The following is an 18,637-nucleotide window of genomic DNA, read 5'->3' as shown; positions in this document are numbered from 1 at the left end:
ATTCCGCGTTAGCGTGTCGCCATGCACGGACGCCGCTCTCTCGTCGCGGCCGTGCTCCTCACCCTGGGGGTCCTCGCCGGGCTGGTGGCGGTGAGCGCCCCCGCGGGCGCCGACGCGGTCCTGCTCTGGCGGTTCGAGCAGCGGCCCGACGGGCTGCCGGCCACCACCGAGCCGGCCCAGACGCTGTCGACGGCGTACGCCGACCTCGGCATCAGCCCCGCCGGCTCCGCCCTGCACGCGACCGTCGAACTGGCCGGCGTACCGACCCCTGAGACCGCCTCCGACCTGCACCTGCGGATCGGCACGGTCGACCCAGCCTCCGGTGCGTGCGTGACGGACTGGGAGCTGGCGGTGCCGACCCTCGACCCGAGCGGTCCTGCGTCGCGCGACGGGACCACGATCAAGGTCGCGGTCTCGACGGATCGTCCGGACGACACCGATCCCCGGTGCGGCTCGGTGTCGCTGGTGGGCGCCGACGGTGCCGTGCTCGACGAGCTCGCGGACGACCAGTCGAGCCTCGTGATCGCCGACCCCGGAGCCCGCGCCCGGATCGAGCGGGTGACGGGCACCCACGTGCGCGCCGGGCACTGGTCGACCGTGTGGGTGCGGGTCGGCCACCGGGGCGCGGAGGCCGACGGCGTCGTGGTGACCGGGACCGGGTCCGGGGTCCGGGTCCGCGCGTACACCGCGCACCTGACGCTGCGAGAAGGCGACGAGGTCTGGACGCCGCTGGAGGTCCTCGTGCGTGGCAACGTCCCGCGTCCGCTGAAGATCTCGGCCCGGCCGTTCGGCAACCTCGCGTTCGTGTTCCCCGGCACCCGGCAGGTGCTGCTGCGTCCGGCGCCCTGACCGGCTCGCCGAACGGAATTGGCCCGCCGGGCGCACCGCGCCGTACGCTGTGGCCACAGGCGTTCGAGCCGTCATCAGCGGCGAGCCCCGGGAAGAACGGCCCATCGCGAGGTGGGCTCAGTAGAACCCGGCGGGTAGGCCCGTCACAGCTGTGAACGAGTGGTTCCTCGTCCTCCGGACGGGAAGCAAGCAGGGTGGTACCGCGGTCTGCACGGATCGTCCCTGCGGTTTCGACAAGCTCAACCACCGGAATCGCAGGAGAGAGCCACCCATGACGTATCCGAAGGTCTCGACGACCGGCACGGACGCCGTTCCGTCCTCCCCGCGCTTCCCGGAGATCGAGGAGCGGGTGCTGGAGTACTGGAAGGCCGACGACACCTTCCAGGCGAGCATCGACCATCGCGACCCCGGCGAGAACGGCGCGAACGAGTTCGTGTTCTACGACGGCCCGCCGTTCGCCAACGGCCTGCCGCACTACGGCCACCTGCTCACCGGCTACGTCAAGGACCTCATCCCGCGCTACCAGACCATGCGCGGCAAGCGCGTCGAGCGCCGCTTCGGCTGGGACACCCACGGGCTGCCCGCCGAGCTGGAGGCGATGCGCCTCAACGGCATCAAGACCACCGACGAGATCCTCGAGCTCGGCATCGAGAAGTTCAACGAGGCCTGCCGCGCCTCGGTGATGAAGTACACCGGCGAGTGGCGCGAGTACGTCACCCGGCAGGCGCGCTGGGTCGACTTCGACAACGACTACCGCACGATGAACCCCGACTACATGGAGTCGGTGATCTGGGCGTTCAAGCAGCTGTTCGACAAGGGCCTGGTCTACGAGGGCTTCCGGGTGCTGCCCTACTGCTGGAACGACGAGACCCCGCTGTCCAACCACGAGCTCCGCATGGACGACGACGTCTACCAGGTGCGGCAGGACCCTGCGGTGACCGTCGGCTACGAGGTCACCACTCCGGGTGATTTCCAGGGCGTCAAGCTGCTCGTCTGGACGACGACCCCGTGGACGCTGCCGAGCAACCTCGCGGTGATGGTCGGCGAGGACATCGAGTACGTCGTGGTGTTGGTCGACGGGGTGCGGTACCTGCTGGCCGACTCGCGGCTCTCGTCGTACGCCCGCGAGCTGGGGGAGACCCCGGAGGTCGTGTGGCGGGGTCCGGGCAGCGAGCTGGTCGGGCTGGTCTATGACCCGCCGTTCACCTACTACCGCGGCCACGACCGCGCCTTCCGCGTGGTGGCCGCCGAGTTCGTGACGACCACGGACGGTACGGGTCTCGTGCACACCGCCGGTGCCTTCGGTGAGGACGACAAGGTCGTCACCGACCGCGAGGGCATCGAGGCCGTGATGCCGGTCGGCAAGGACGGGCGGTTCACGTTCCCGGTCGCGGAGTACGAAGGCATGCAGGTCTTCGACGCCAACCCCCACATCATCGACGACCTCAAGGCGCACTCGGGCGCGGTCACCCCCGGCACCGTGCTGCTGCGGCGCGAGACCTACGACCACAGCTACCCGCACTGCTGGCGCTGCCGCGAGCCCCTGATCTACAAGGGCGTCTCGTCGTGGTTCGTCGAGGTGACCGCGTTCAAGCAGCGGATGCTCGAGCTCAACCAGGACATCAACTGGGTGCCCGGCCACATCCGCGACGGCCAGTTCGGCAAGTGGCTCGAGAACGCCCGCGACTGGTCGATCACCCGCAACCGCTTCTGGGGCTCCCCGGTGCCGGTGTGGACGAGCGACGACCCGGCGTACCCCCGCATCGACGTCTACGGCTCCTTCGAAGAGATCGAGCGGGACTTCGGGCGCTTACCGCGCAACCAGGACGGCCAGCCCGACCTGCACCGGCCGTACGTCGACGACCTGGTGCGCCCCAACCCCGACGACCCGACGGGCAAGTCCATGATGCGCCGCGTCTCCGACGTGCTCGACGTGTGGTTCGACTCGGGCTCGATGAGCTTCGCCCAGGTGCACGTGCCCTTCGACAACCAGCAGTGGTTCGAGCACCACTTCCCGGCGGACTTCATCGTCGAGTACATCGGCCAGACCCGCGGCTGGTTCTACACGCTGCACATCTTGGCGACCGCGATCTTCGACAAGCCGGCGTTCGAGAACTGCATCAGCCACGGCATCGTGCTCGGCTCCGACGGCAACAAGATGTCGAAGTCGCTGCGCAACTACCCCGACGTCCGCGAGGTCTTCGACCGCGACGGCGCGGACGCGATGCGCTGGTTCCTGATGTCCTCGCCGATCCTGCGCGGCGGCAACCTGGTCGTGACCGAGCAGGGCATCCGCGACTCGGTGCGGCAGGTGCTGATCCCGCTGTGGAACAGCTGGTACTTCTTCCAGCTCTACGCCAACGCCGCCGGCCACGAGGCCACGCAGCGCACCGACTCCGCGCACCCCATGGACCGCTACATCCTGGCCAAGCTGCGCGACTTCGTGGCCGAGATGACGACCTCGCTCGACGCGTACGCCGTGGCCGAGGCGTGCGACGCGACGCGGTCGTTCCTCGACGTGCTCACGAACTGGTACATCCGCCGCTCCCGCGACCGGTTCTGGGAGGGCGACGCCGACAGCTTCGACACCCTCTACACCGTGCTCGAGGTCGTGTGCCGCGCGACCGCGCCGCTGATGCCGCTGGCCACCGAGGAGGTGTGGCGCGGCCTGACCGGCGGGCGCTCGGTGCACCTGGCCGACTGGCCGTCGGCCGAGTCGCTGCCGGCTGACGAGGCGCTGGTGGCCGCGATGGACCAGGTGCGTGAGGTCTGCTCCGCCACCTCCGCGCTGCGCAAGGCGGCCAACCTGCGCAACCGGCTGCCGCTGTCGACCCTCACGGTGGTCGTCGACGACCCGGCCGCGCTGGGCGGGTTCGAGGCGATCGTCCGCGACGAGGTCAACGTCAAGGAGATCCGGCTGCTCGCGGCCGAGTCGCCCGATGCTTCGTCGTACGGCGTGGAGCAGCGGCTGACCGTCAACGCCCGCGCGGCCGGTCCGCGCCTGGGTCGCGACGTCCAGACGGCGATCAAGGGCTCCAAGTCGGGCGACTGGTCGGTGGCCGACGACGGCACGGTCACGTCCGGTGGGCTGGTGCTCGAGGAGGGGGAGTACACCCTCGAGACCGTCGCGGGCTCCGCCGACAGCGGCACGGCCACCGGCGTGCTGCGCAGCGGCGGGTTCGTGGTGCTCGACACCGAGGTGACCCCCGAGCTGGCGGCCGAGGGCCTGGCCCGCGACCTGGTGCGTGCGGTCCAGCAGGCCCGGCGCGACGCCGGCCTGGACGTCTCCGACCGGATCGCGCTGACCATCGGCGGCTCCGAGGAAGTGCAGGCCGCGGCCCGCACCCACGAGCAGCTGATCACCGCCGAGACGCTCGCGACGTCGTACGACGTGGTCGCCGCCGACGGCCCCGAGCCGCAGGTGACCGTCACCAAGGCCTGAGGTCTCCCGGACGTCATACGGGCGGAGCAACCACTTGCACTGTCCGTATGACGTCCTCGAGCCGGCCGAGCCCGGTTGACGTCCACAGGGGGCGCCGGGGGCGTGGTCGTCCCCAGGTCGGGTGACGGCGAGTCGTGAACGGCGGGCGGCGGGCGAGGCTGCTCGCATGCCCCGACGTACCCCCGCCGACGATCCGCGACTGGTCGCGGTCCGCGAGCTCGCGAGCGAGCAGGGCGAGGTCGTGTCGCGCAAGCAGGTGTACGCGCTCGGCGTCACTCGCTGGGAGGTCCGCGCCGAGGTGCGCGCTCGGCGCTGGCAGCTGATCGGTGACCAGTCCGTCTGCGTCCACAACAGCGTGCTGAGCGAGGCCGGCGAGCGGTGGGCGGCGGTGTTCCAGGGCGGCCCGCGGGCTCAGCTGGACGGTGCGTCGTCGCTGGTCGCGGACGGCCTGGAGCGGTTCGCGGTGGACCGGGTGCGCGTGTCGGTGCCGCGCGGGGCGCGCGTACGCCGCAACCGGCGCTTCGACATCCGGCAGACACGACGCTGGGCCGCTGAGGACCGGGTCGACCTCGGCATACCCCGCACGCACGTGCCGGTGGCCGCGATCCGGGCCGGCCTGTGGGCGCGGACGGACAAGGAGGCGACGTACGTCCTGACGCTGGTCGTGCAGCAGGGCATGGCTTCGCCCGAAGCGATCGGCGCCGAGCTGCTCCGGGTGCGCCGGGACAGGCGGCGGCTGCTCCTCCACGCTGTCGTCAACGACCTCCTCGACGGGGCGCGGAGCCTGGGCGAGATCGACGTGGGGCGCGAGCTGCGGCGGCGGGGGTTGCCCGAGCCGGCCCGGCAGATGCTGCGCCGCGACCGCGCGAACCGCTACTTCCTCGATCTGTACTGGCCCGACCTGCGCCTGGTCGTCGAGGTCGACGGCATCCACCACACCTGGGCCGAGAACGTCGTCGGCGATGCGCTGCGCCAGAACGCCCTCGCGTTGGACGGCGACACCGTGCTGCGGGTGCCGCTGCTGGGCCTGCGCCTCGACCCGCAGGCGTTCTTCGGGCAGATCGAGGACGCGATGCGGGCCGCGGGCTGGGCTCGTCGCGCCGCCTGATCCTCAGGACGTCATACGGAGGGAGCAACCGCTTGCTCCGCCCGGATGACGTCCCGGGCGACTCAGGCGAGGCCGAGGCGGCCGGCGAGGCGGTCGAGGGAGGCGAGGACCTCGTCGGGGGACTTGTCGGGGACGCCCCAGATCAGCTCGGTGGCGCCGGCCTCGGCCCAGGCCATCAGGTCGTCCGGGTCGGGCTTGAAGGCGATCAGGATCCGGATGTCCGGAGCGCCCGAGCGGCCGGCCTCGGCCCAGGCCTTCTTCAGCGCCTCGATGTTGCCGGAGATGTCGCTCTCGCGGGGCGTGGTCATCCAGCCGTCGGCGTTCTCGGCGATCCAGCGGAACGTCTTCGGCCCGCCGCCGGCGCCGATCACCAGCGGGATGTGCCCGGCCGGCTTGGGGTATGCCCACGACGGCCCGAACGACACGAACTCCCCGTCGTACGACGCCTCTTCCTGCGTCCACAGCGCCCGCATCGCCTGGACGTACTCCTTGAGCACCGTACGGCGGCGGCCGGCCGGGACGTGGTGGTCGGCGAGCTCGTCGGTGTTCCAGCCGAAGCCGGCGCCGATGTCGACGCGGCCGCCGGAGAGGTGGTCGAGCGTGGCGATCTGCTTGGCGAGCGTGATCGGGTCGGACTCCACCGGCAGCGCGACCGCGGTGGCGAGCCGGATCCGCGAGGTGACCGCGGCGACCGTCGCCAGCGAGACCCACGGGTCGAGCGTGCGCAGGTAGCGGTCGTCGGGCAGCGTCTCGTCACCGGTGCCGGGGTGTGCCGCCTCGCGCTTGACCGGGATGTGGGTGTGTTCGGGCACGTAGAACGTGTCGAACCCCCGCTCCTCCGCGGCCGCGCCGAGCGCCGCCGGGGTGATCCCGCGGTCGGAGGTGAACAGGACGAGTCCGTTGCGCATCCGCCCAGACTAGAACGTGTTCCAGTTCGGTGGGAAGCCTAGGCTCGGCGCATGTACTCGACGACCGCGAGCATCGTCGTGCCGGCCGACCGGGACACCGTCTACCGAGCCCTCCTCGACCCGGGTGCCGTGGCGGCCTGGCGGGTGCCGGACGGCATGCGCGGCACCGTGCACGAGCTCGACGCGCGGGTGGGCGGCCGGATCCGGATCTCCCTGACGTACGACGACCCCGCGGCCGCCGGCAAGTCCGACGGCGCGACCGACACCTACTCCGGGGTGTTCACCGAGCTCGTGCCCGGGGAGCGCGTGGTCGAGGAGGTCGAGTTCGACTCCGACGACCCCGGCCTGGCCGGCACCATCACGACCACCACCACGCTGCGAGAGGTGCCGGGCGGGACCGACGTCGAGATCCGCCTGGACGGGGTGCCCGACGCGGTGCCGCCCGCCGACAACGAGACCGGCACCAGGATGGCGCTGGACAAGCTCGCGCGGCTGGTTGGATGGACGCCGTGACCCAGACCCAGCTCGACCTCACCACCGACGTCGTCACACTCACCGAGCAGCTCGTCAACATCGAGTCGGTCAGCCGCAACGAGCAGACCATCGCCGACGCGGTCGAGACCGCGCTCGCGTCGTACGACCACCTCACGGTCACCCGCCACGGCAACACCGTCGTGGCGCGCACCGACCTCGGGCGCGGCGAGCGGGTGGTGATCGCGGGCCACCTCGACACGGTGCCGCTCAACGACAACCTGCCGGCGCGCTACGACGGCGACCTGCTCTACGGCCTCGGCACCTGCGACATGAAGGGCGGCGACGCGGTCATCCTGCGGCTCGCGGCGACCCTGACCGAGCCCGACCGCGACGTCACCTATCTCTTCTACGACGCCGAGGAGATCGAGGCCGAGCACAACGGCCTCAACCTCCTCTCGCGCACCCACCCCGAGCTGCTGGCCGCCGACTTCGCGATCCTCATGGAGCCCTCCAACGCCGGCGTCGAGGCGGGCTGCCAGGGCACGCTGCGCGCCGAGGTCCGGACCACCGGCGAGCGCGCCCACTCCGCACGCAGCTGGCGCGGCGTCAACGCGATCCACAAGGCCGGCGAGGTGCTCCGCCGCCTCGAGGAGTACGACGCCAGGCGGCCGGTCATCGACGGGCTGGAGTACCACGAGGGACTCAACGCGGTGGCCGTCCGCGGCGGCGTCGCCGGCAACGTGGTGCCCGACGAGTGCGTCGTCGAGGTCAACTTCCGCTTCGCCCCCGACCGGACCGAGGCCCAGGCGGAGGCGTTCGTGCGGGACTTCTTCGACGGCTACGACGTCACGCTGACCGACTCGGCTCCGGGCGCGCTGCCCGGGCTCGACCGGCCGGCGGCCAAGGCGTTCGTCGAGGCCGTCGGCGGCGAGGTGCACCCGAAGTTCGGCTGGACCGACGTCGCCCGGTTCACCGTCCTCGGCGTGCCGGCGGTGAACTTCGGCCCGGGCGACCCGCTGTTCGCCCACAAGCAGGACGAGCACGTGCCCGTCGAGCAGGTCCGCCGCTGCGAGGACCTCCTCCGGGCCTGGCTGGGAGGTCGCTGACATGGTCCGCTCGAAGTCCAAGGGCCCGATCGTCCAGCGCCGCGACCAGGTCGACGCCGGCACCACCGACCAGCGGCTGCTCGACAGCCGCGGACCGTCCGACTGGGTGCACACCGACCCGTGGCGTGTGCTGCGCATCCAGGCCGAGTTCATCGAGGGCTTCGGCGCCCTGGCCGAGCTCGGGCCGGCGATCTCGGTGTTCGGATCCGCTCGCACGCGCACCGACCAGCCGGCGTACGCCCTTGGTGAGGAGGTCGGCCGCAAGCTGGCCGATGCCGGCTTCGCGGTGATCACCGGCGGCGGCCCGGGCGTGATGGAGGCGGTCAACAAGGGCGCGAGCGAGGCCGGCGGGATCAGCGTGGGTCTCGGCATCGAGCTCCCGTGGGAGGCCGAGCTGAACTCCTGGGTCGACGTCGGCATCAACTTCCGCTACTTCTTCGCCCGCAAGACGATGTTCGTGAAGTACTCCCAGGGCTACATCGCGCTGCCGGGCGGACTCGGCACCCTCGACGAGCTCTTCGAGGCGATGACGCTGGTGCAGACGCAGAAGATCACGTCGTTCCCGATCGTGCTGCTCGGCGTCGCGGAGTGGAGCGGGCTGCTCGACTGGATGGGCGCCCAGATGCTCGAGGACGGCCGGATCAAGCAGAGCGACCTCGACTCGCTGCTCGTCACCGACGACGTCGACGAGGCCATCGCCCTGATGGTCGCCGCGCGGGCGGGTGAGCAGCCGTGATGTGGCTCTTCGCGATCCTGATCGTGCTCGCGCTCGGCGGGATCGCGGTGGTGGCGGCCGGCCGCGGCGCCCCGCTCGCGGAGGTGTACGACGACCGCCCCGACTCCGGCGTGCCCGCGGAGGGCCCGCTGGTGGCCGAGGACCTGCGGCGGGTGCGGTTCCCGCTGGCGTTCCGGGGCTACCGGATGTCGGACGTCGACGCGCTTCTCGACCGGCTCGCCGACCAGCTGGCCGACCAGCTCGCCGATCAGCCAGGGGACCGCGCGGACGAGATCAACGCCGCCCGTCCGCTGGATGAACCGTCCACGCCCAGTGCGGGTCGTGGCGACGAACCCACCGCGTAGGGCACACTTCGCACCGTGTCGACCGAGGAGATCGTCGTCTACATCCTCACCGCGCTGGCGGCCGTGGTCGTCGTGCTGACCCGGGTGCGCCTGGGTCGCGGCGAGGGTGGTGCCGGGCGACTGCGGACCTCCCGGGTCCTGCTGCACGTGCACACCGTGGTCGGGGTGCTCGCCCTGGTGTCCTGGACGGCGTTCCTCGTCGCAGGCGGGGACACCACCGTCGGTGGCGACACGGCCGGCATCGTGGCGCTGGCACTGTGGTGGATCGTCGTCGCGGCCGGACTGCTGATCCTGGTGCGGTGGCTGCCCAGCCGGGGCCGGCACGCCTCGGACGGGAGCGCCGACAGCTGGTCGGACGGCCCCGGCCTCTCGATCCTCGCCCACGTGGGGATGTTCGTCGGTGTCTGCGTGTTCACCTGGGCGTACCTCAAGGCCTACGTCTGAGTAAGGTCGAGGATCATGCGCCTCGGGATCCTCCTCACGACCATCCTCGCCTCCAGCCTGCTGGGCCTCACGCCGGCCGCGTCGTACGCCGTGCGCGCGCCGGTCGACCGGCCGGCCGTGGTCGAGACGCGGGTGATCGGCCACTCCGTCCAGGGCCGTCCGATCACGGCGTACCGGCTGGGTGAGCGGGGCAAGCCGAAGGTGCTGCTGATCGCCACCATGCACGGCAACGAGGGGTACCCGCGCCAGATCCTGGCCGCGCTGCGCGACGGCCGCCCGGTGCACGGGCTGAACCTGTGGGTGCTGCCGGTCTACAACCCCGACGGGTTGGCGCACCACACCCGCAAGAACGCGCACGGTGTCGACCTCAACCGCAACTTCCCGTTCCACTGGGCCGACCTCGACGGCGACCACGAGTCGGGTCCTCGGGCCGGGTCGGAGCCCGAGACCCGGGCGGCGATGCGGTTCCTCCGAGACGTCCGTCCGCGGTGGATCATCAGCTTCCACCAGCCGTTGCACGGCGTCGACACCGACACCAAGAGCCAGCGTTTCTCCCGCCGGGTCGCGGATGCGCTCGACCTGCCCCGCAAGTCCTTCACGTGCGGCGGCGTGTGCCACGGCACGATGACCGGCTGGTTCAACCACCACTTCCGCGGCTCGGCCCTCACCGCCGAGTACGGCGCGCACCCGACCCGGCGGCTGATGCGCACGATCGCGCCGCGGCAGGTGCTCTCGATCTGGGGCGCGCGGAGGTAGCTGCGACCGCTGAGCGACTGGGTCTCGACACGCCGGTCGCGACTTCGTTCCTCAGTCGCGCGGCGCGGCTCCTGAGGAGCCGAGGGACGAGGCGTCTCGAAGGGCGACCACCATCAGCGGATCCGCTGACGCGTCTCCGCTAGCGACCCTCGAACACCGGCTTCTGCTTGGCCACGAACGCGGCCACCGCGGCGCGGTGGTCGGCGGTGGCGCCGGTCTTGGTCATCATCGCGCTCTCGACCTCCAGCGACTCCTCGAAGGAGTGGCCGGCGGCGTACGCGACCGACTGCCGGATCGCACCGAGAGCGACCGTCGGACCCGCGGCCAGCCGGGTGGCCAGGGCGCCGACCTCGGCCGCCAGCTCGTCGGCGGGCACGACCTTGGTCGCGAGGCCGAGCTCCAGCGCCTCGGCCGCGGGCACCGTGGAAGGGAAGTAGAGCAGCTCGATCGCCTTCGCCCGGCCCACCAGCCGCTGCAGGCTGTAGCTGGCGCCGGTGTCGCACGAGAGCGCGACGTTGGCGAACGCCAGGTTGAACCCGGCCGTGTCGGCGACGATGCGCAGGTCGCAGGCGAACGCCAGGCTGGCGCCGGCGCCGGCCGCGACGCCGTTCACCGCCGCGATCACGGGCTTGGCCATGCCGGCCAGCGCGGTGACGATCGGGTTGTAGTGCTTGTCGACGGTGGTGAAGAGCAGGTCGCTCCCGCCGTTCTCGAGCAGCTCGATGTGCTCCTTGAGGTCCTGGCCGGTGCAGAACGCCTTGCCGCTGCCGGTCAGGACGACGCAGCGCACCGCCGGGTCATCGGCCACGGCGCGGACCGTCTCGAGCAGCAGCTCCTTGGTCGCGATGTCGAGGCTGTTGTAGGCGTCCGGGCGGTTCAGGGTGATGGTGCCGACGCCGTCGGTGACATCGAGGAGGACGGAGGGCTCAGTCATGCGGGCATCTTGTCAGGCCCCGAGGCAGCGCGCGACGAAGCGGTCCGCCCCGGGCTTGAGGCGCTCCGCCTCGGTGGTGAACAGCTGCGCGGCCGCCCGCCCGGGCCAGTCCGCCGGCAGCAGGGCGTCGGGGAGACCGGGGTCGGCGAACAGGAACTTGCGCCACTCGTGCACCAGGTGGAACCGCGCCGCGAACGCCGCCTCGTCGGCGTCCTCGTGCCTCGCGAGGTGCTGCCGCACGAGGTCGGTCGAGGCCTGCAACCAGCCGTCGTAGGACTCCCGGAGCGCCTCGAGGTCCCACGCCGCCGTCGGCGGCGGGTCGAAGTGGTCCGCGCGGGCCGTGCCGGCCGAGGCGCCCTCGCGCTCGAGCACGGAGGTCAGCTCCACGCGGTCGAACGGGCTGACCCACACCTGGTCCGCGAGCTCGGCGTACCCGATGAACGTCAGCCCGGCGCGCAGGCGGGTGCGGGCGGCGCGACTGGCCGGTGGCGCGACGAATGCCAGGTGCCAGTGGCCGTCCCATGCGGGGACCGCTCGCCGGTAGACCCGGTTGCCGGTCTCGTCGAGCCGCCGGTTGGCGCGGGTGGTGGTGCGGTAGCCGCGGCCACCGCTGATCTGGACCGGTTCGAGCCAGCCCTGCATGACCATCCGCGAGATCGCGGTGCGCACCGCCGGCCCGGCGATGCCGACGGGGTCGAGCATCCGCACCAGCGCCGCCACCGGGGCCTGGCTGCCCCGGGCGCGCAGGTGGTCGCCGTACACGTCGAAGAGCGCCGAGCGGGCCTGCATGGGTGGAGTCTGCCAGCCTGTTGCGGGCCCGGCGGTGGCCTGGTGGTGGCCTGGTGGTGGGCTGTGCTCCGCGTCACCCATCGATAGGGGATAATGGTTGGTGCGTACGGCGCAGCCGGGTCCCTCGGAGTCCCGCTGCCACATCACAAAAGGAAGGTGCGCGGATGGCGGCGATGAAGCCGCGGACGGGCGACGGTCCGCTGGAGGTCACCAAGGAAGGGCGCGGCATCGTGATGCGCGTCCCGCTCGAAGGCGGTGGTCGCCTGGTTGTCGAGCTCAACGCCGAGGAGGCCGGCGCTCTCGGAGACGCCCTCAAGGACGTCGTCGGCTGAGCCCGGTGCCCTCCACTCCCACATCGGCTCGGACCCCGACCCTCCCCAGTCAGGTCTCTCCACCCGACTTCGCCCTCAGCGCGGCGCTGCCGCATGCCGTCCTCGGTGTCGAGGTGGTGGCGCTGCCCGTGCTCCCCGGCGACACCGAGGGAGATCCGGTGGTCCTGGGGCCCGGGGCCGCCGAGCTCGGGGACCTGATCGGGGTGGACCTGCTGGCGATCCTGGAGGACGACCGTGCCACCGGCAAGCCGGGCCAGGTCACCTCGGTGCCGGTGCCCCTCGGGGCGCCCGACAACGCCGAGCTCCGCCGGATCCTGCTCGCCGGGGTCGGCGCGCAGACGCCCGGCGACCTCCGCCGGGCCGGGGCGGCACTGGCGCGGGCGGTGCGAGACCGCGCGTCGCTCGCGACGACCGTGCCCGCGGTCACCTCCGAGGAGGGTCTCGAGGCGTTCGTGGTGGGGATGATGCTCGGGTCGTTCGGGTTCAACTGGCGCTCGGGCCCGGCGGCATACCAACCCGTCGGCAGGGTCGTCCTGGCCGGGCTGCCCGACACCTTGCGGCTCGCACCCGCCCTGGACCGGGCCGTGGCGATCGGCGGCGCCGGCTGGCGTGCGCGGATGCTCGCGACCACCCCCTCGAACCTGAAGAACCCGCCCTGGCTGGCGGCCCAGGCCGAGGCGCTGGCGCAGGAGAGCGGGCTCGAGATCACCGTCTGGGACGAGCACCGGCTCGCCGACGAGGGCTTCGGCGGACTGTTGGCGGTGGGACGCGCCTCGGCGACGCCCCCGCGGCTGATCCGGCTCGACTACACCCCGCGCAAGGCCGGACGCCGCACGCCGACGGTCGCGCTGGTCGGCAAGGGCATCACCTTCGACACCGGCGGCCTGTCGATCAAGCCCGGCGAGGCGATGGTCAACATGAAGCGCGACATGACCGGCGGCGCGGTCGTGATGGCCACGATGGCGGCGCTGCGCGCCGTCGACTGCCCGGTGCGGGTGGTCGGGCTGATCGCCGCGGCTGAGAACTCCGTCGGTGGCGACGCGATGCGTCCCGGCGACGTGATCCGCCACTACGGCGGCCGGACCACCGAGGTCACCAACACCGACGCCGAGGGCCGGCTGGTGCTCGCCGACGCCCTCGCGTACGCCGTCGCCGAGATCGAGCCCGCCGTGCTGGTCGACGTCGCCACGCTCACCGGGGCGGTCAAGGTCGCACTCGGGCAGCAGGTCGGCGGCATGTTCGCCAACCACGACGCCCTGGCTGCCGCGCTGCACGACGCGGCCGAGCGTGCCGGCGAGCCGCTGTGGCGCCTGCCGCTCTCGAGCGCGTACGAGCCCAAGCTCTCCTCGACCGTGGCCGACGCCGACAACGGCCCGAGCGGGCCGGGCTCGATCGTGGCGGCGCTGTTCCTGCAGCACTTCGTCGGCGGCCTGCCCTGGGTGCACCTGGACCTCGCCTCGGTCGGGGACGCCCCGGACGAGCGCGACGAGTGGACGAAGGGGCCGACCGGCTTCGGAGCCCGCGCCCTGCTCGCCTGGCTGGGCTCCGAGGAGCCCCTGGCCGGGGTCACCTCGTGAAGGGCCTCACCGTGCGCTGGTCGCTCGCCGAGGCGCCCGCGGGCGTGGAGGATCAGCTGGCGTCGTACGTCGCGGACACCTCGCACGCACGGTTCACCGGCCAGGACGGGCTGCGCTTCAAGACCTGGCGCTGCCGTCCGGGGGAGTGGTTCGAGGGCTGCTACGTCTTCGCCACCGACGCCGCGCGCGAGGAGTTCCAGTCCGCGTTCACCCGCACGGCCGACGATTCTCCCGGCTCGCAGATCATCGGCACGTCCCCGATCCTCATCGAGGCCTGCGAGATCGTCGCGGTCGCCGAGGGTGGCGACGGGTTCCTCGCCGCCGGCCGGTTCTGACGCCGGCGGCGGTTGCCTGCACCGACCCTCAGGCCTCGGGGTTCCACTCCTTCTTGGCGACCAGCAGGCCGTCACCCACCGGGAGCAGCACCGAGACCAGGTCGTCGTGCTCGGCGACCTGGCGGCCGAGCTCACGGATGGCCACGGTCTCCTCGTCGCGCTGGGCCGGGTCGGCGACCCGGTCGTGCCACAGGGCGTTGTCGAACGCCACGACCCCACCGGGACGCAGCAGCCGCAGCGCCTCCTTGAGGTAGGCGGAGTACTCGGTCTTGTCGCCGTCGCAGAACACCAGGTCGTAGTGGCCGTCGGTGAGCCGGGGGAGCACGTCGAGCGCCGCGCCCGAGATCGTGCGGGCGCGCTGGCTGGGGATGCCGTCCTCGGTGAAGGACTGGCGGGCCAACCGCTGGTGCTCCGCCTCGACGTCGACCGTGGTCAGCACCCCGTCGGAGCGCATGCCGCGCAGCAGCCACAGCCCCGAGACACCGGTGCCGGTGCCGATCTCGACGACCGCCCGGGCGTCGAGGACCGAGGCGAGGAAGCGCAGCGCCGCGCCGCCACCGGGACCGATCGGGGCGACCCCGACCTCCTCGGCGCGGGCCCGGGCCGCGGCCAGGACGTCGTCCTCGGCGACGTACGCCTCGGCGTAGGACCAACTCGCGGACTTGAGTGGCGTGGTGATGGTGTCCTCCTGAGGCTGGTCGAGCGGACTCACCGTACCGTGATCGATGGGAACGTTGCGGGACCCGCGGACGTTGGACCCGACGAGACACGGAGAAGAAACACCAGCCTCACAGGATTCTCTCAGTACGCGTCTCTACCGTCAGGAAGGACAAGACGCTGTTCCCCCAGGCACGCAAGAGCCGGCAGCCAGCCGAGGAGGCATCCATGGACACTCCGGTGCCCCCCACTGCCGAGGTCCTTCCTTCGTGGGAGGAGATCGTTGAGCAGCACTCCGATCGCGTCTTCCGCCTCGCCTACCGGCTGACCGGCAACCGCCACGACGCCGAGGACCTCACCCAGGAGGTCTTCGTCCGGGTGTTCCGCTCGCTGTCCACCTACACGCCCGGCACGTTCGAGGGCTGGCTGCACCGCATCACCACCAACCTCTTCCTCGACCAGGCCCGCCGCAAGCAGCGGATCCGCTTCGACGCGTTGTCCGACGAGCGCGCCGACCGGCTCACCAGCAGCTCGCCGAGCCCGGACGCGGCGTACGCCGACCGCACCTTCGACGACGACATCGAGCGCGCGCTCGCCACGCTGCCGCCGGACTTCCGCGCCGCGGTGGTGCTCTGCGACGTGGAGGGCCTGACCTACGAGGAGATCGCCGAGATCCTCGACGCCAAGCTCGGCACCGTGCGCTCGCGCATCCACCGTGGCCGCGCGATGCTGCGCACCGCTCTGGCCCACCGGGCCCCGAGCGCGGGCCGCGTGCGGTACGCCGGGCCCGCGGGCGCTCAGCTCCTCACGGGCTGGAGGCAGGCGACGTGATCGGCCACCTGGGCTCGCGAGCCAGCGCGCTGCTCGACGGACAGCTCTCCCCCGAGGACACCGAGCGCGCGTGGGACCACGTGCACTCCTGCCACGCGTGCCGCGACCTCGTCGAGCACGAGGGCTGGGTCAAGACCCGGCTCGCCGGGCTCTCCTTCGAGGTCGCCAAGCCTTGCCCCCCGTCCTGGCTGAAGGGCTCGATCCTGGACGCCTCCGGGGCGTGCCAGTCCACTGGTGCCTACCTGTCGATGTCCGGGGCGATGGCCGGTGCCATGTCGGGCGCTGCCGACCACCGGCGCCGCAGCCTCGGGCTCGCCGCCCTCGGCGGCGGGGCCGTGGGTGCCGCCGTGATGGGTGTCCTGGTCTTCGGGGTCGCACCCGCGGACGCGCCCTCGCTCGACCGCCGGGCGCCGGTCTCCTCGATCACCAACACCGACGCGCCCCGCACCGCGACGCCGACAGTCCCGGTCGCCCAGGTCACTCGCAGCACCAAGCAGCGGTAGCCCGGCGCCCGCGGATTTCGCCCGCGGGGTCAAGATAGGCCTGTGACGCAGGACGAGCCCCGCGACGACGAGCCGACGCAGCCGATCACGGCAGCGCGCCCCGCGACGCCACCACCCACGTGGGTGCCCCCGGTGACCCAGTCCCCGCCGTACCGCTGGGCGGGGCTGCCGCCTGCCGCGCCGACGGCGTACCCGGGCCAGCAGCCGTTCGGCCCCCCGCCCGTCGGGCCGCCTCAGCACGTCGCCCCGCGCGGCCGCGTCCCCGGCTGGATCTGGCCCGTGGTGTGCGTGCTCGCGCTCGTGCTCGGCCTGGTCGGCGGCGCCGTGGGCGGTCTGGTCTACGAGCGGGTCAGCGACGACGAGTCGGGGACCGTGGCCAGCGGGCTGTCCGGGGTCGACACGGTCTCGCAGGCCCCGCTGGCGGCCGACAACGGCTCGATCGAGGCGGTCGCCGCCAAGCTGTTGCCGAGCACGGTGCAGATCTCGGCGGAGTACGACGGCCAGCGTGGCGGCGCGACCGGGTCCGGGTTCGTGCTCGACCGGCAAGGCCACGTGATCACCAACAACCACGTGGTCGCCGACGCCGACGAGTCCGACGGCCCGATCGAGATCGTCGACCAGGACGGCAACCGCTACGCCGCGACCGTCGTGGGGCGCAGCGCCGTCTACGACCTCGCGGTCCTCTACGCGGACGACGCGCGCGGCCTCACCCCCGCGGCGCTCGGGGCCTCGCAGGCGCTGCGCGTCGGCGAGGGCGTGGTCGCCATCGGGTCTCCGCTCGGCCTGAGCTCGACGGTCACGGCCGGCATCGTCAGCGCTCTGCACCGGCCCGTCACCACCGGTGACGTCGGCAACGACTCCTCCTACATCAACGCCGTGCAGACCGACGCGGCGATCAACCCCGGCAACTCCGGCGGACCGCTGGTCAACCTCCGTGGCCAGGTGGTCGGGGTCAACTCCGCGATCGCCACCACGGGCGGCAGCGCCGGCGGCGAGTCGGGCAACATCGGCGTCGGCTTCGCGATCCCGATCGAGCAGGTGCGTGTCACCGCCGACCAGATCCTGCGCACCGGCAAGGCCCGCTACCCCGTGATCGGCGCCAAGGTGCAGACGGGCCAGAACGACGGCAAGGGCGCGGAGATCGACTCCGTCATGCCCGACACCCCCGCCGCCGAGGGCGGGCTCCGCAAGGGCGACGTGATCGTCGCGGTCGAGGGCGCCCGGGTCACCGACGGCATCGCGCTGATCGTCGCGATCCGGGCCCACCAGCCCGGCGAGACCGTGGAGTTCACCATCGAACGCGATGGTGAGGAGAAGACCGTCGAGCTGACGCTCGGGGCGGAGACCGGCTGACCCCGTCCGACGTGCGGTCGCGGGGCGCCACGCAAGCAGGGTGTTCGACCGCTCCGTGTTCGCCCGCTCAGAGTCCGCTGGCTCTGTGTCCGCCTGCTCGGTGCGGATGACGTCCCGGGCGGGCCCGGCCCCAGCTCAGACGTCGACGTCGGACCGGGTGTCGGCGTCCTCGTAGGGGTGCTCGTCGACGAAGGTCTTGGTCTCGGCGTACATGCGCTGGATGAACTCCTCGAGCTGCGCGGACTCGACCCGCCACTGACCCCGGCCGCCGATCTTGATCGCGGGGAGGTCGCCGCGCCGGACCAGCGCGTAGACCTGCGCGCTGGAGGTGTTGAGGACCTCGGCGACGTCGGCGAGCGTGAGGAAGCGGGGGGTGCCGGCCATGGGGTCATCGTCGCACTTCGGGTCCGGCGGGCGGCCGCGACCCGCATTGCCTGTGGAGGACGGGTTTCGGACGGCTGTCCGCGGGCGATGATGTGCCCGTGACCCGCAGGCCGCCCCAGCGTGCCGAGACCGGGGTGGTGGCCCCGGTCCCGCCGGCGACGCGCGCCACCCGTCCTGGCTGGCGCGACCCGCGGCTGTGGATCGGGGTGCTGATCGTCGCGGTGTCGGTGGTGTCCGGCTCCCGGCTGCTGGCCGCCGCCGACGACACGGTGTCGGTCTGGGCGGTCGCCAGCGATGCCGGCCCGGGCGCCCAGCTGAGCGCCGGGGACCTGGTCGCGCACCGGGTGCGCTTCGACGACGCCGGCGATCTCGGCCGCTACTTCGCCGTCCGTGACGAGTTGCCGGGCGACCTCCGGCTGGTGCGCGGTGTGAGCGCGGGGGAGCTGCTCCCGCGGGCAGCCGTGGGGTCGGCCGAGGACGACGCCGACACCGTCGAGCTGCCGGTCGCGGTCGATGCCGAGCAGGTGCCGCCCTCGGTGCACGCCGGGTCCGTGGTCGACGTCTACCTGCTCGCGGGCAAGGTCCGTGACCAGAGCGGGCCGGCACTCGAGGCGGCCACCGTGGTCGACGCTCCCGACATCGAGACGACGTTCGGGTCGGCCACCGGTCGGCGTCAGCTGGTGCTGGCGGTCCCCGAGACCGACGCGGCCGCGTTCTTGGACGCGCTGGGCCGGGCCGACAGCCCGGTCCTGACCATCGTCCGCCGGAGCTGACC

General features: G+C 72.3%; 21 protein-coding genes. 16 read left to right on the top strand and 5 right to left on the bottom strand.

Annotated features, from left to right (window positions below; genetic code table 11):
• The first annotated feature begins 21 nt into the window (after positions 1 to 21).
• The 3 genes from AC3ANS_RS17600 to AC3ANS_RS17590 all read left to right on the top strand — a co-directional run bounded on the left by AC3ANS_RS17600 (position 22) and on the right by AC3ANS_RS17590 (position 5,399).
• Positions 22 to 849: a hypothetical protein gene (locus tag AC3ANS_RS17600; protein ID WP_488292871.1), complete on the top strand. Its 828-nt coding sequence runs from the start codon at positions 22 to 24 to the stop codon at positions 847 to 849.
• A gap of 271 nt (positions 850 to 1,120) precedes the next feature.
• Complete coding sequence (gene ileS / locus AC3ANS_RS17595) at positions 1,121 to 4,291, top strand: isoleucine--tRNA ligase (RefSeq protein WP_488292870.1); 3,171 nt, start codon at positions 1,121 to 1,123, stop codon at positions 4,289 to 4,291.
• Between the two features lie 166 nt (positions 4,292 to 4,457).
• Complete coding sequence (locus tag AC3ANS_RS17590; RefSeq protein WP_488292869.1) at positions 4,458 to 5,399, top strand: endonuclease domain-containing protein; 942 nt, start codon at positions 4,458 to 4,460, stop codon at positions 5,397 to 5,399.
• A 62-nt stretch (positions 5,400 to 5,461) separates the two neighbouring features.
• Here the strand turns inward: AC3ANS_RS17590 and AC3ANS_RS17585 are convergent, their stop codons facing one another.
• Entirely contained in the window at positions 5,462 to 6,307 is an 846-nt protein-coding gene (locus tag AC3ANS_RS17585) for an LLM class F420-dependent oxidoreductase (RefSeq protein WP_488292868.1), read from the bottom strand.
• A gap of 51 nt (positions 6,308 to 6,358) precedes the next feature.
• Between AC3ANS_RS17585 and AC3ANS_RS17580 the strand changes: the two genes are divergently transcribed.
• The 6 genes from AC3ANS_RS17580 to AC3ANS_RS17555 are packed head-to-tail and all read left to right on the top strand — an operon-like array spanning position 6,359 to position 10,167.
• Positions 6,359 to 6,820: an SRPBCC domain-containing protein gene (locus AC3ANS_RS17580; protein ID WP_488292867.1), complete on the top strand. Its 462-nt coding sequence runs from the start codon at positions 6,359 to 6,361 to the stop codon at positions 6,818 to 6,820.
• Positions 6,817 to 7,887: a succinyl-diaminopimelate desuccinylase gene (gene dapE / locus AC3ANS_RS17575; protein ID WP_488292866.1), complete on the top strand. Its 1,071-nt coding sequence runs from the start codon at positions 6,817 to 6,819 to the stop codon at positions 7,885 to 7,887. The genes AC3ANS_RS17580 and dapE overlap by 4 nt, the downstream gene beginning before the upstream one ends.
• A gap of 1 nt (position 7,888) precedes the next feature.
• Entirely contained in the window at positions 7,889 to 8,623 is a 735-nt protein-coding gene (locus AC3ANS_RS17570) for an LOG family protein (RefSeq protein WP_488292865.1), read from the top strand.
• Complete coding sequence (locus AC3ANS_RS17565; RefSeq protein ID WP_488292864.1) at positions 8,623 to 8,967, top strand: DivIVA domain-containing protein; 345 nt, start codon at positions 8,623 to 8,625, stop codon at positions 8,965 to 8,967. Before AC3ANS_RS17570 ends, AC3ANS_RS17565 begins: the two co-directional genes overlap by 1 nt.
• Before the next feature lie 15 nt (positions 8,968 to 8,982).
• Positions 8,983 to 9,411, top strand: coding sequence for a hypothetical protein (locus tag AC3ANS_RS17560; RefSeq protein ID WP_488292863.1), 429 nt, complete (start codon positions 8,983 to 8,985; stop codon positions 9,409 to 9,411).
• 15 nt (positions 9,412 to 9,426) lie between these two features.
• Positions 9,427 to 10,167 (top strand): DUF2817 domain-containing protein, encoded by a 741-nt coding sequence (locus tag AC3ANS_RS17555; RefSeq protein WP_488292862.1) that lies wholly within the window; start codon positions 9,427 to 9,429, stop codon positions 10,165 to 10,167.
• A gap of 139 nt (positions 10,168 to 10,306) precedes the next feature.
• Here AC3ANS_RS17555 and AC3ANS_RS17550 read toward each other — a convergent pair whose 3' ends face one another.
• Positions 10,307 to 11,101: an enoyl-CoA hydratase-related protein gene (locus AC3ANS_RS17550; protein ID WP_488292861.1), complete on the bottom strand. Its 795-nt coding sequence runs from the start codon at positions 11,099 to 11,101 to the stop codon at positions 10,307 to 10,309.
• Positions 11,102 to 11,113: 12 nt separating this feature from the next.
• Positions 11,114 to 11,890 carry a PaaX family transcriptional regulator gene (locus tag AC3ANS_RS17545; protein ID WP_488292860.1) on the bottom strand — a complete coding sequence of 259 codons (777 nt, stop codon included), beginning with the start codon at positions 11,888 to 11,890 and terminating at the stop codon, positions 11,114 to 11,116.
• A 164-nt stretch (positions 11,891 to 12,054) separates the two neighbouring features.
• Here AC3ANS_RS17545 and AC3ANS_RS17540 point away from each other — a divergent pair, with 164 nt between their 5' ends.
• The 3 genes from AC3ANS_RS17540 to AC3ANS_RS17530 are packed head-to-tail and all read left to right on the top strand — an operon-like array spanning position 12,055 to position 14,134.
• Positions 12,055 to 12,222, top strand: a complete 168-nt coding sequence (locus AC3ANS_RS17540) for a DUF3117 domain-containing protein (RefSeq protein WP_082574674.1) — start codon at positions 12,055 to 12,057, stop codon at positions 12,220 to 12,222.
• A gap of 5 nt (positions 12,223 to 12,227) precedes the next feature.
• The gene (locus AC3ANS_RS17535; RefSeq protein ID WP_488292859.1) at positions 12,228 to 13,799 is read left to right on the top strand and encodes a leucyl aminopeptidase family protein; all 1,572 of its coding nucleotides are present in this window, start codon (positions 12,228 to 12,230) and stop codon (positions 13,797 to 13,799) included.
• Complete coding sequence (locus tag AC3ANS_RS17530) at positions 13,796 to 14,134, top strand: hypothetical protein (protein WP_488292858.1); 339 nt, start codon at positions 13,796 to 13,798, stop codon at positions 14,132 to 14,134. The genes AC3ANS_RS17535 and AC3ANS_RS17530 overlap by 4 nt, the downstream gene beginning before the upstream one ends.
• Positions 14,135 to 14,162: 28 nt before the next feature.
• On the opposite strand, the gene AC3ANS_RS17525 is transcribed toward AC3ANS_RS17530, so the two are convergent.
• Complete coding sequence (locus tag AC3ANS_RS17525; protein ID WP_488296522.1) at positions 14,163 to 14,813, bottom strand: O-methyltransferase; 651 nt, start codon at positions 14,811 to 14,813, stop codon at positions 14,163 to 14,165.
• A gap of 206 nt (positions 14,814 to 15,019) precedes the next feature.
• Here AC3ANS_RS17525 and sigE point away from each other — a divergent pair, with 206 nt between their 5' ends.
• The 3 genes from sigE to AC3ANS_RS17510 are packed head-to-tail and all read left to right on the top strand — an operon-like array spanning position 15,020 to position 17,478.
• Positions 15,020 to 15,622 (top strand): RNA polymerase sigma factor SigE, encoded by a 603-nt coding sequence (gene sigE / locus AC3ANS_RS17520; RefSeq protein WP_488292857.1) that lies wholly within the window; start codon positions 15,020 to 15,022, stop codon positions 15,620 to 15,622.
• Positions 15,619 to 16,125 carry a hypothetical protein gene (locus tag AC3ANS_RS17515; RefSeq protein WP_488292856.1) on the top strand — a complete coding sequence of 169 codons (507 nt, stop codon included), beginning with the start codon at positions 15,619 to 15,621 and terminating at the stop codon, positions 16,123 to 16,125. The genes sigE and AC3ANS_RS17515 overlap by 4 nt, the downstream gene beginning before the upstream one ends.
• 42 nt (positions 16,126 to 16,167) lie before the next feature.
• Positions 16,168 to 17,478 (top strand): S1C family serine protease, encoded by a 1,311-nt coding sequence (locus tag AC3ANS_RS17510; protein ID WP_488292855.1) that lies wholly within the window; start codon positions 16,168 to 16,170, stop codon positions 17,476 to 17,478.
• 135 nt (positions 17,479 to 17,613) lie between these two features.
• Here AC3ANS_RS17510 and AC3ANS_RS17505 read toward each other — a convergent pair whose 3' ends face one another.
• A complete protein-coding gene (locus AC3ANS_RS17505) occupies positions 17,614 to 17,862 on the bottom strand; it encodes a helix-turn-helix domain-containing protein (RefSeq protein WP_488292854.1) in 249 nt (82 codons plus the stop codon).
• 98 nt (positions 17,863 to 17,960) lie between these two features.
• Between AC3ANS_RS17505 and AC3ANS_RS17500 the strand changes: the two genes are divergently transcribed.
• On the top strand, positions 17,961 to 18,635 hold the full coding sequence (locus AC3ANS_RS17500; RefSeq protein ID WP_488292853.1) for a hypothetical protein: 675 nt from the start codon (positions 17,961 to 17,963) through the stop codon (positions 18,633 to 18,635).
• Positions 18,636 to 18,637: the final 2 nt, after the last annotated feature.

Source organism: Nocardia sp. 149-1B (assembly GCF_057747975.1).
Note: the sequence above shows the minus strand (reverse complement) of the source record. Positions and strands in the feature narration are given on the sequence as shown.

What these genes read in the sequence shown, in the direction of transcription:
- AC3ANS_RS17540 (WP_082574674.1), top strand. Translation starts at nt 12,055, where the DNA reads ATGGCGGCGATGAAGCCGCGGACGGGCGACGGTCCGCTGGAGGTCACC.
- AC3ANS_RS17545 (WP_488292860.1), bottom strand. Translation starts at nt 11,890, where the DNA reads ATGCAGGCCCGCTCGGCGCTCTTCGACGTGTACGGCGACCACCTGCGC.
- AC3ANS_RS17585 (WP_488292868.1), bottom strand. Translation starts at nt 6,307, where the DNA reads ATGCGCAACGGACTCGTCCTGTTCACCTCCGACCGCGGGATCACCCCG.
- AC3ANS_RS17590 (WP_488292869.1), top strand. Translation starts at nt 4,458, where the DNA reads ATGCCCCGACGTACCCCCGCCGACGATCCGCGACTGGTCGCGGTCCGC.
- AC3ANS_RS17565 (WP_488292864.1), top strand. Translation starts at nt 8,623, where the DNA reads ATGTGGCTCTTCGCGATCCTGATCGTGCTCGCGCTCGGCGGGATCGCG.
- AC3ANS_RS17505 (WP_488292854.1), bottom strand. Translation starts at nt 17,862, where the DNA reads ATGGCCGGCACCCCCCGCTTCCTCACGCTCGCCGACGTCGCCGAGGTC.
- AC3ANS_RS17555 (WP_488292862.1), top strand. Translation starts at nt 9,427, where the DNA reads ATGCGCCTCGGGATCCTCCTCACGACCATCCTCGCCTCCAGCCTGCTG.
- AC3ANS_RS17570 (WP_488292865.1), top strand. Translation starts at nt 7,889, where the DNA reads ATGGTCCGCTCGAAGTCCAAGGGCCCGATCGTCCAGCGCCGCGACCAG.
- ileS (WP_488292870.1), top strand. Translation starts at nt 1,121, where the DNA reads ATGACGTATCCGAAGGTCTCGACGACCGGCACGGACGCCGTTCCGTCC.
- AC3ANS_RS17550 (WP_488292861.1), bottom strand. Translation starts at nt 11,101, where the DNA reads ATGACTGAGCCCTCCGTCCTCCTCGATGTCACCGACGGCGTCGGCACC.
- sigE (WP_488292857.1), top strand. Translation starts at nt 15,020, where the DNA reads ATGGACACTCCGGTGCCCCCCACTGCCGAGGTCCTTCCTTCGTGGGAG.
- AC3ANS_RS17600 (WP_488292871.1), top strand. Translation starts at nt 22, where the DNA reads ATGCACGGACGCCGCTCTCTCGTCGCGGCCGTGCTCCTCACCCTGGGG.
- AC3ANS_RS17580 (WP_488292867.1), top strand. Translation starts at nt 6,359, where the DNA reads ATGTACTCGACGACCGCGAGCATCGTCGTGCCGGCCGACCGGGACACC.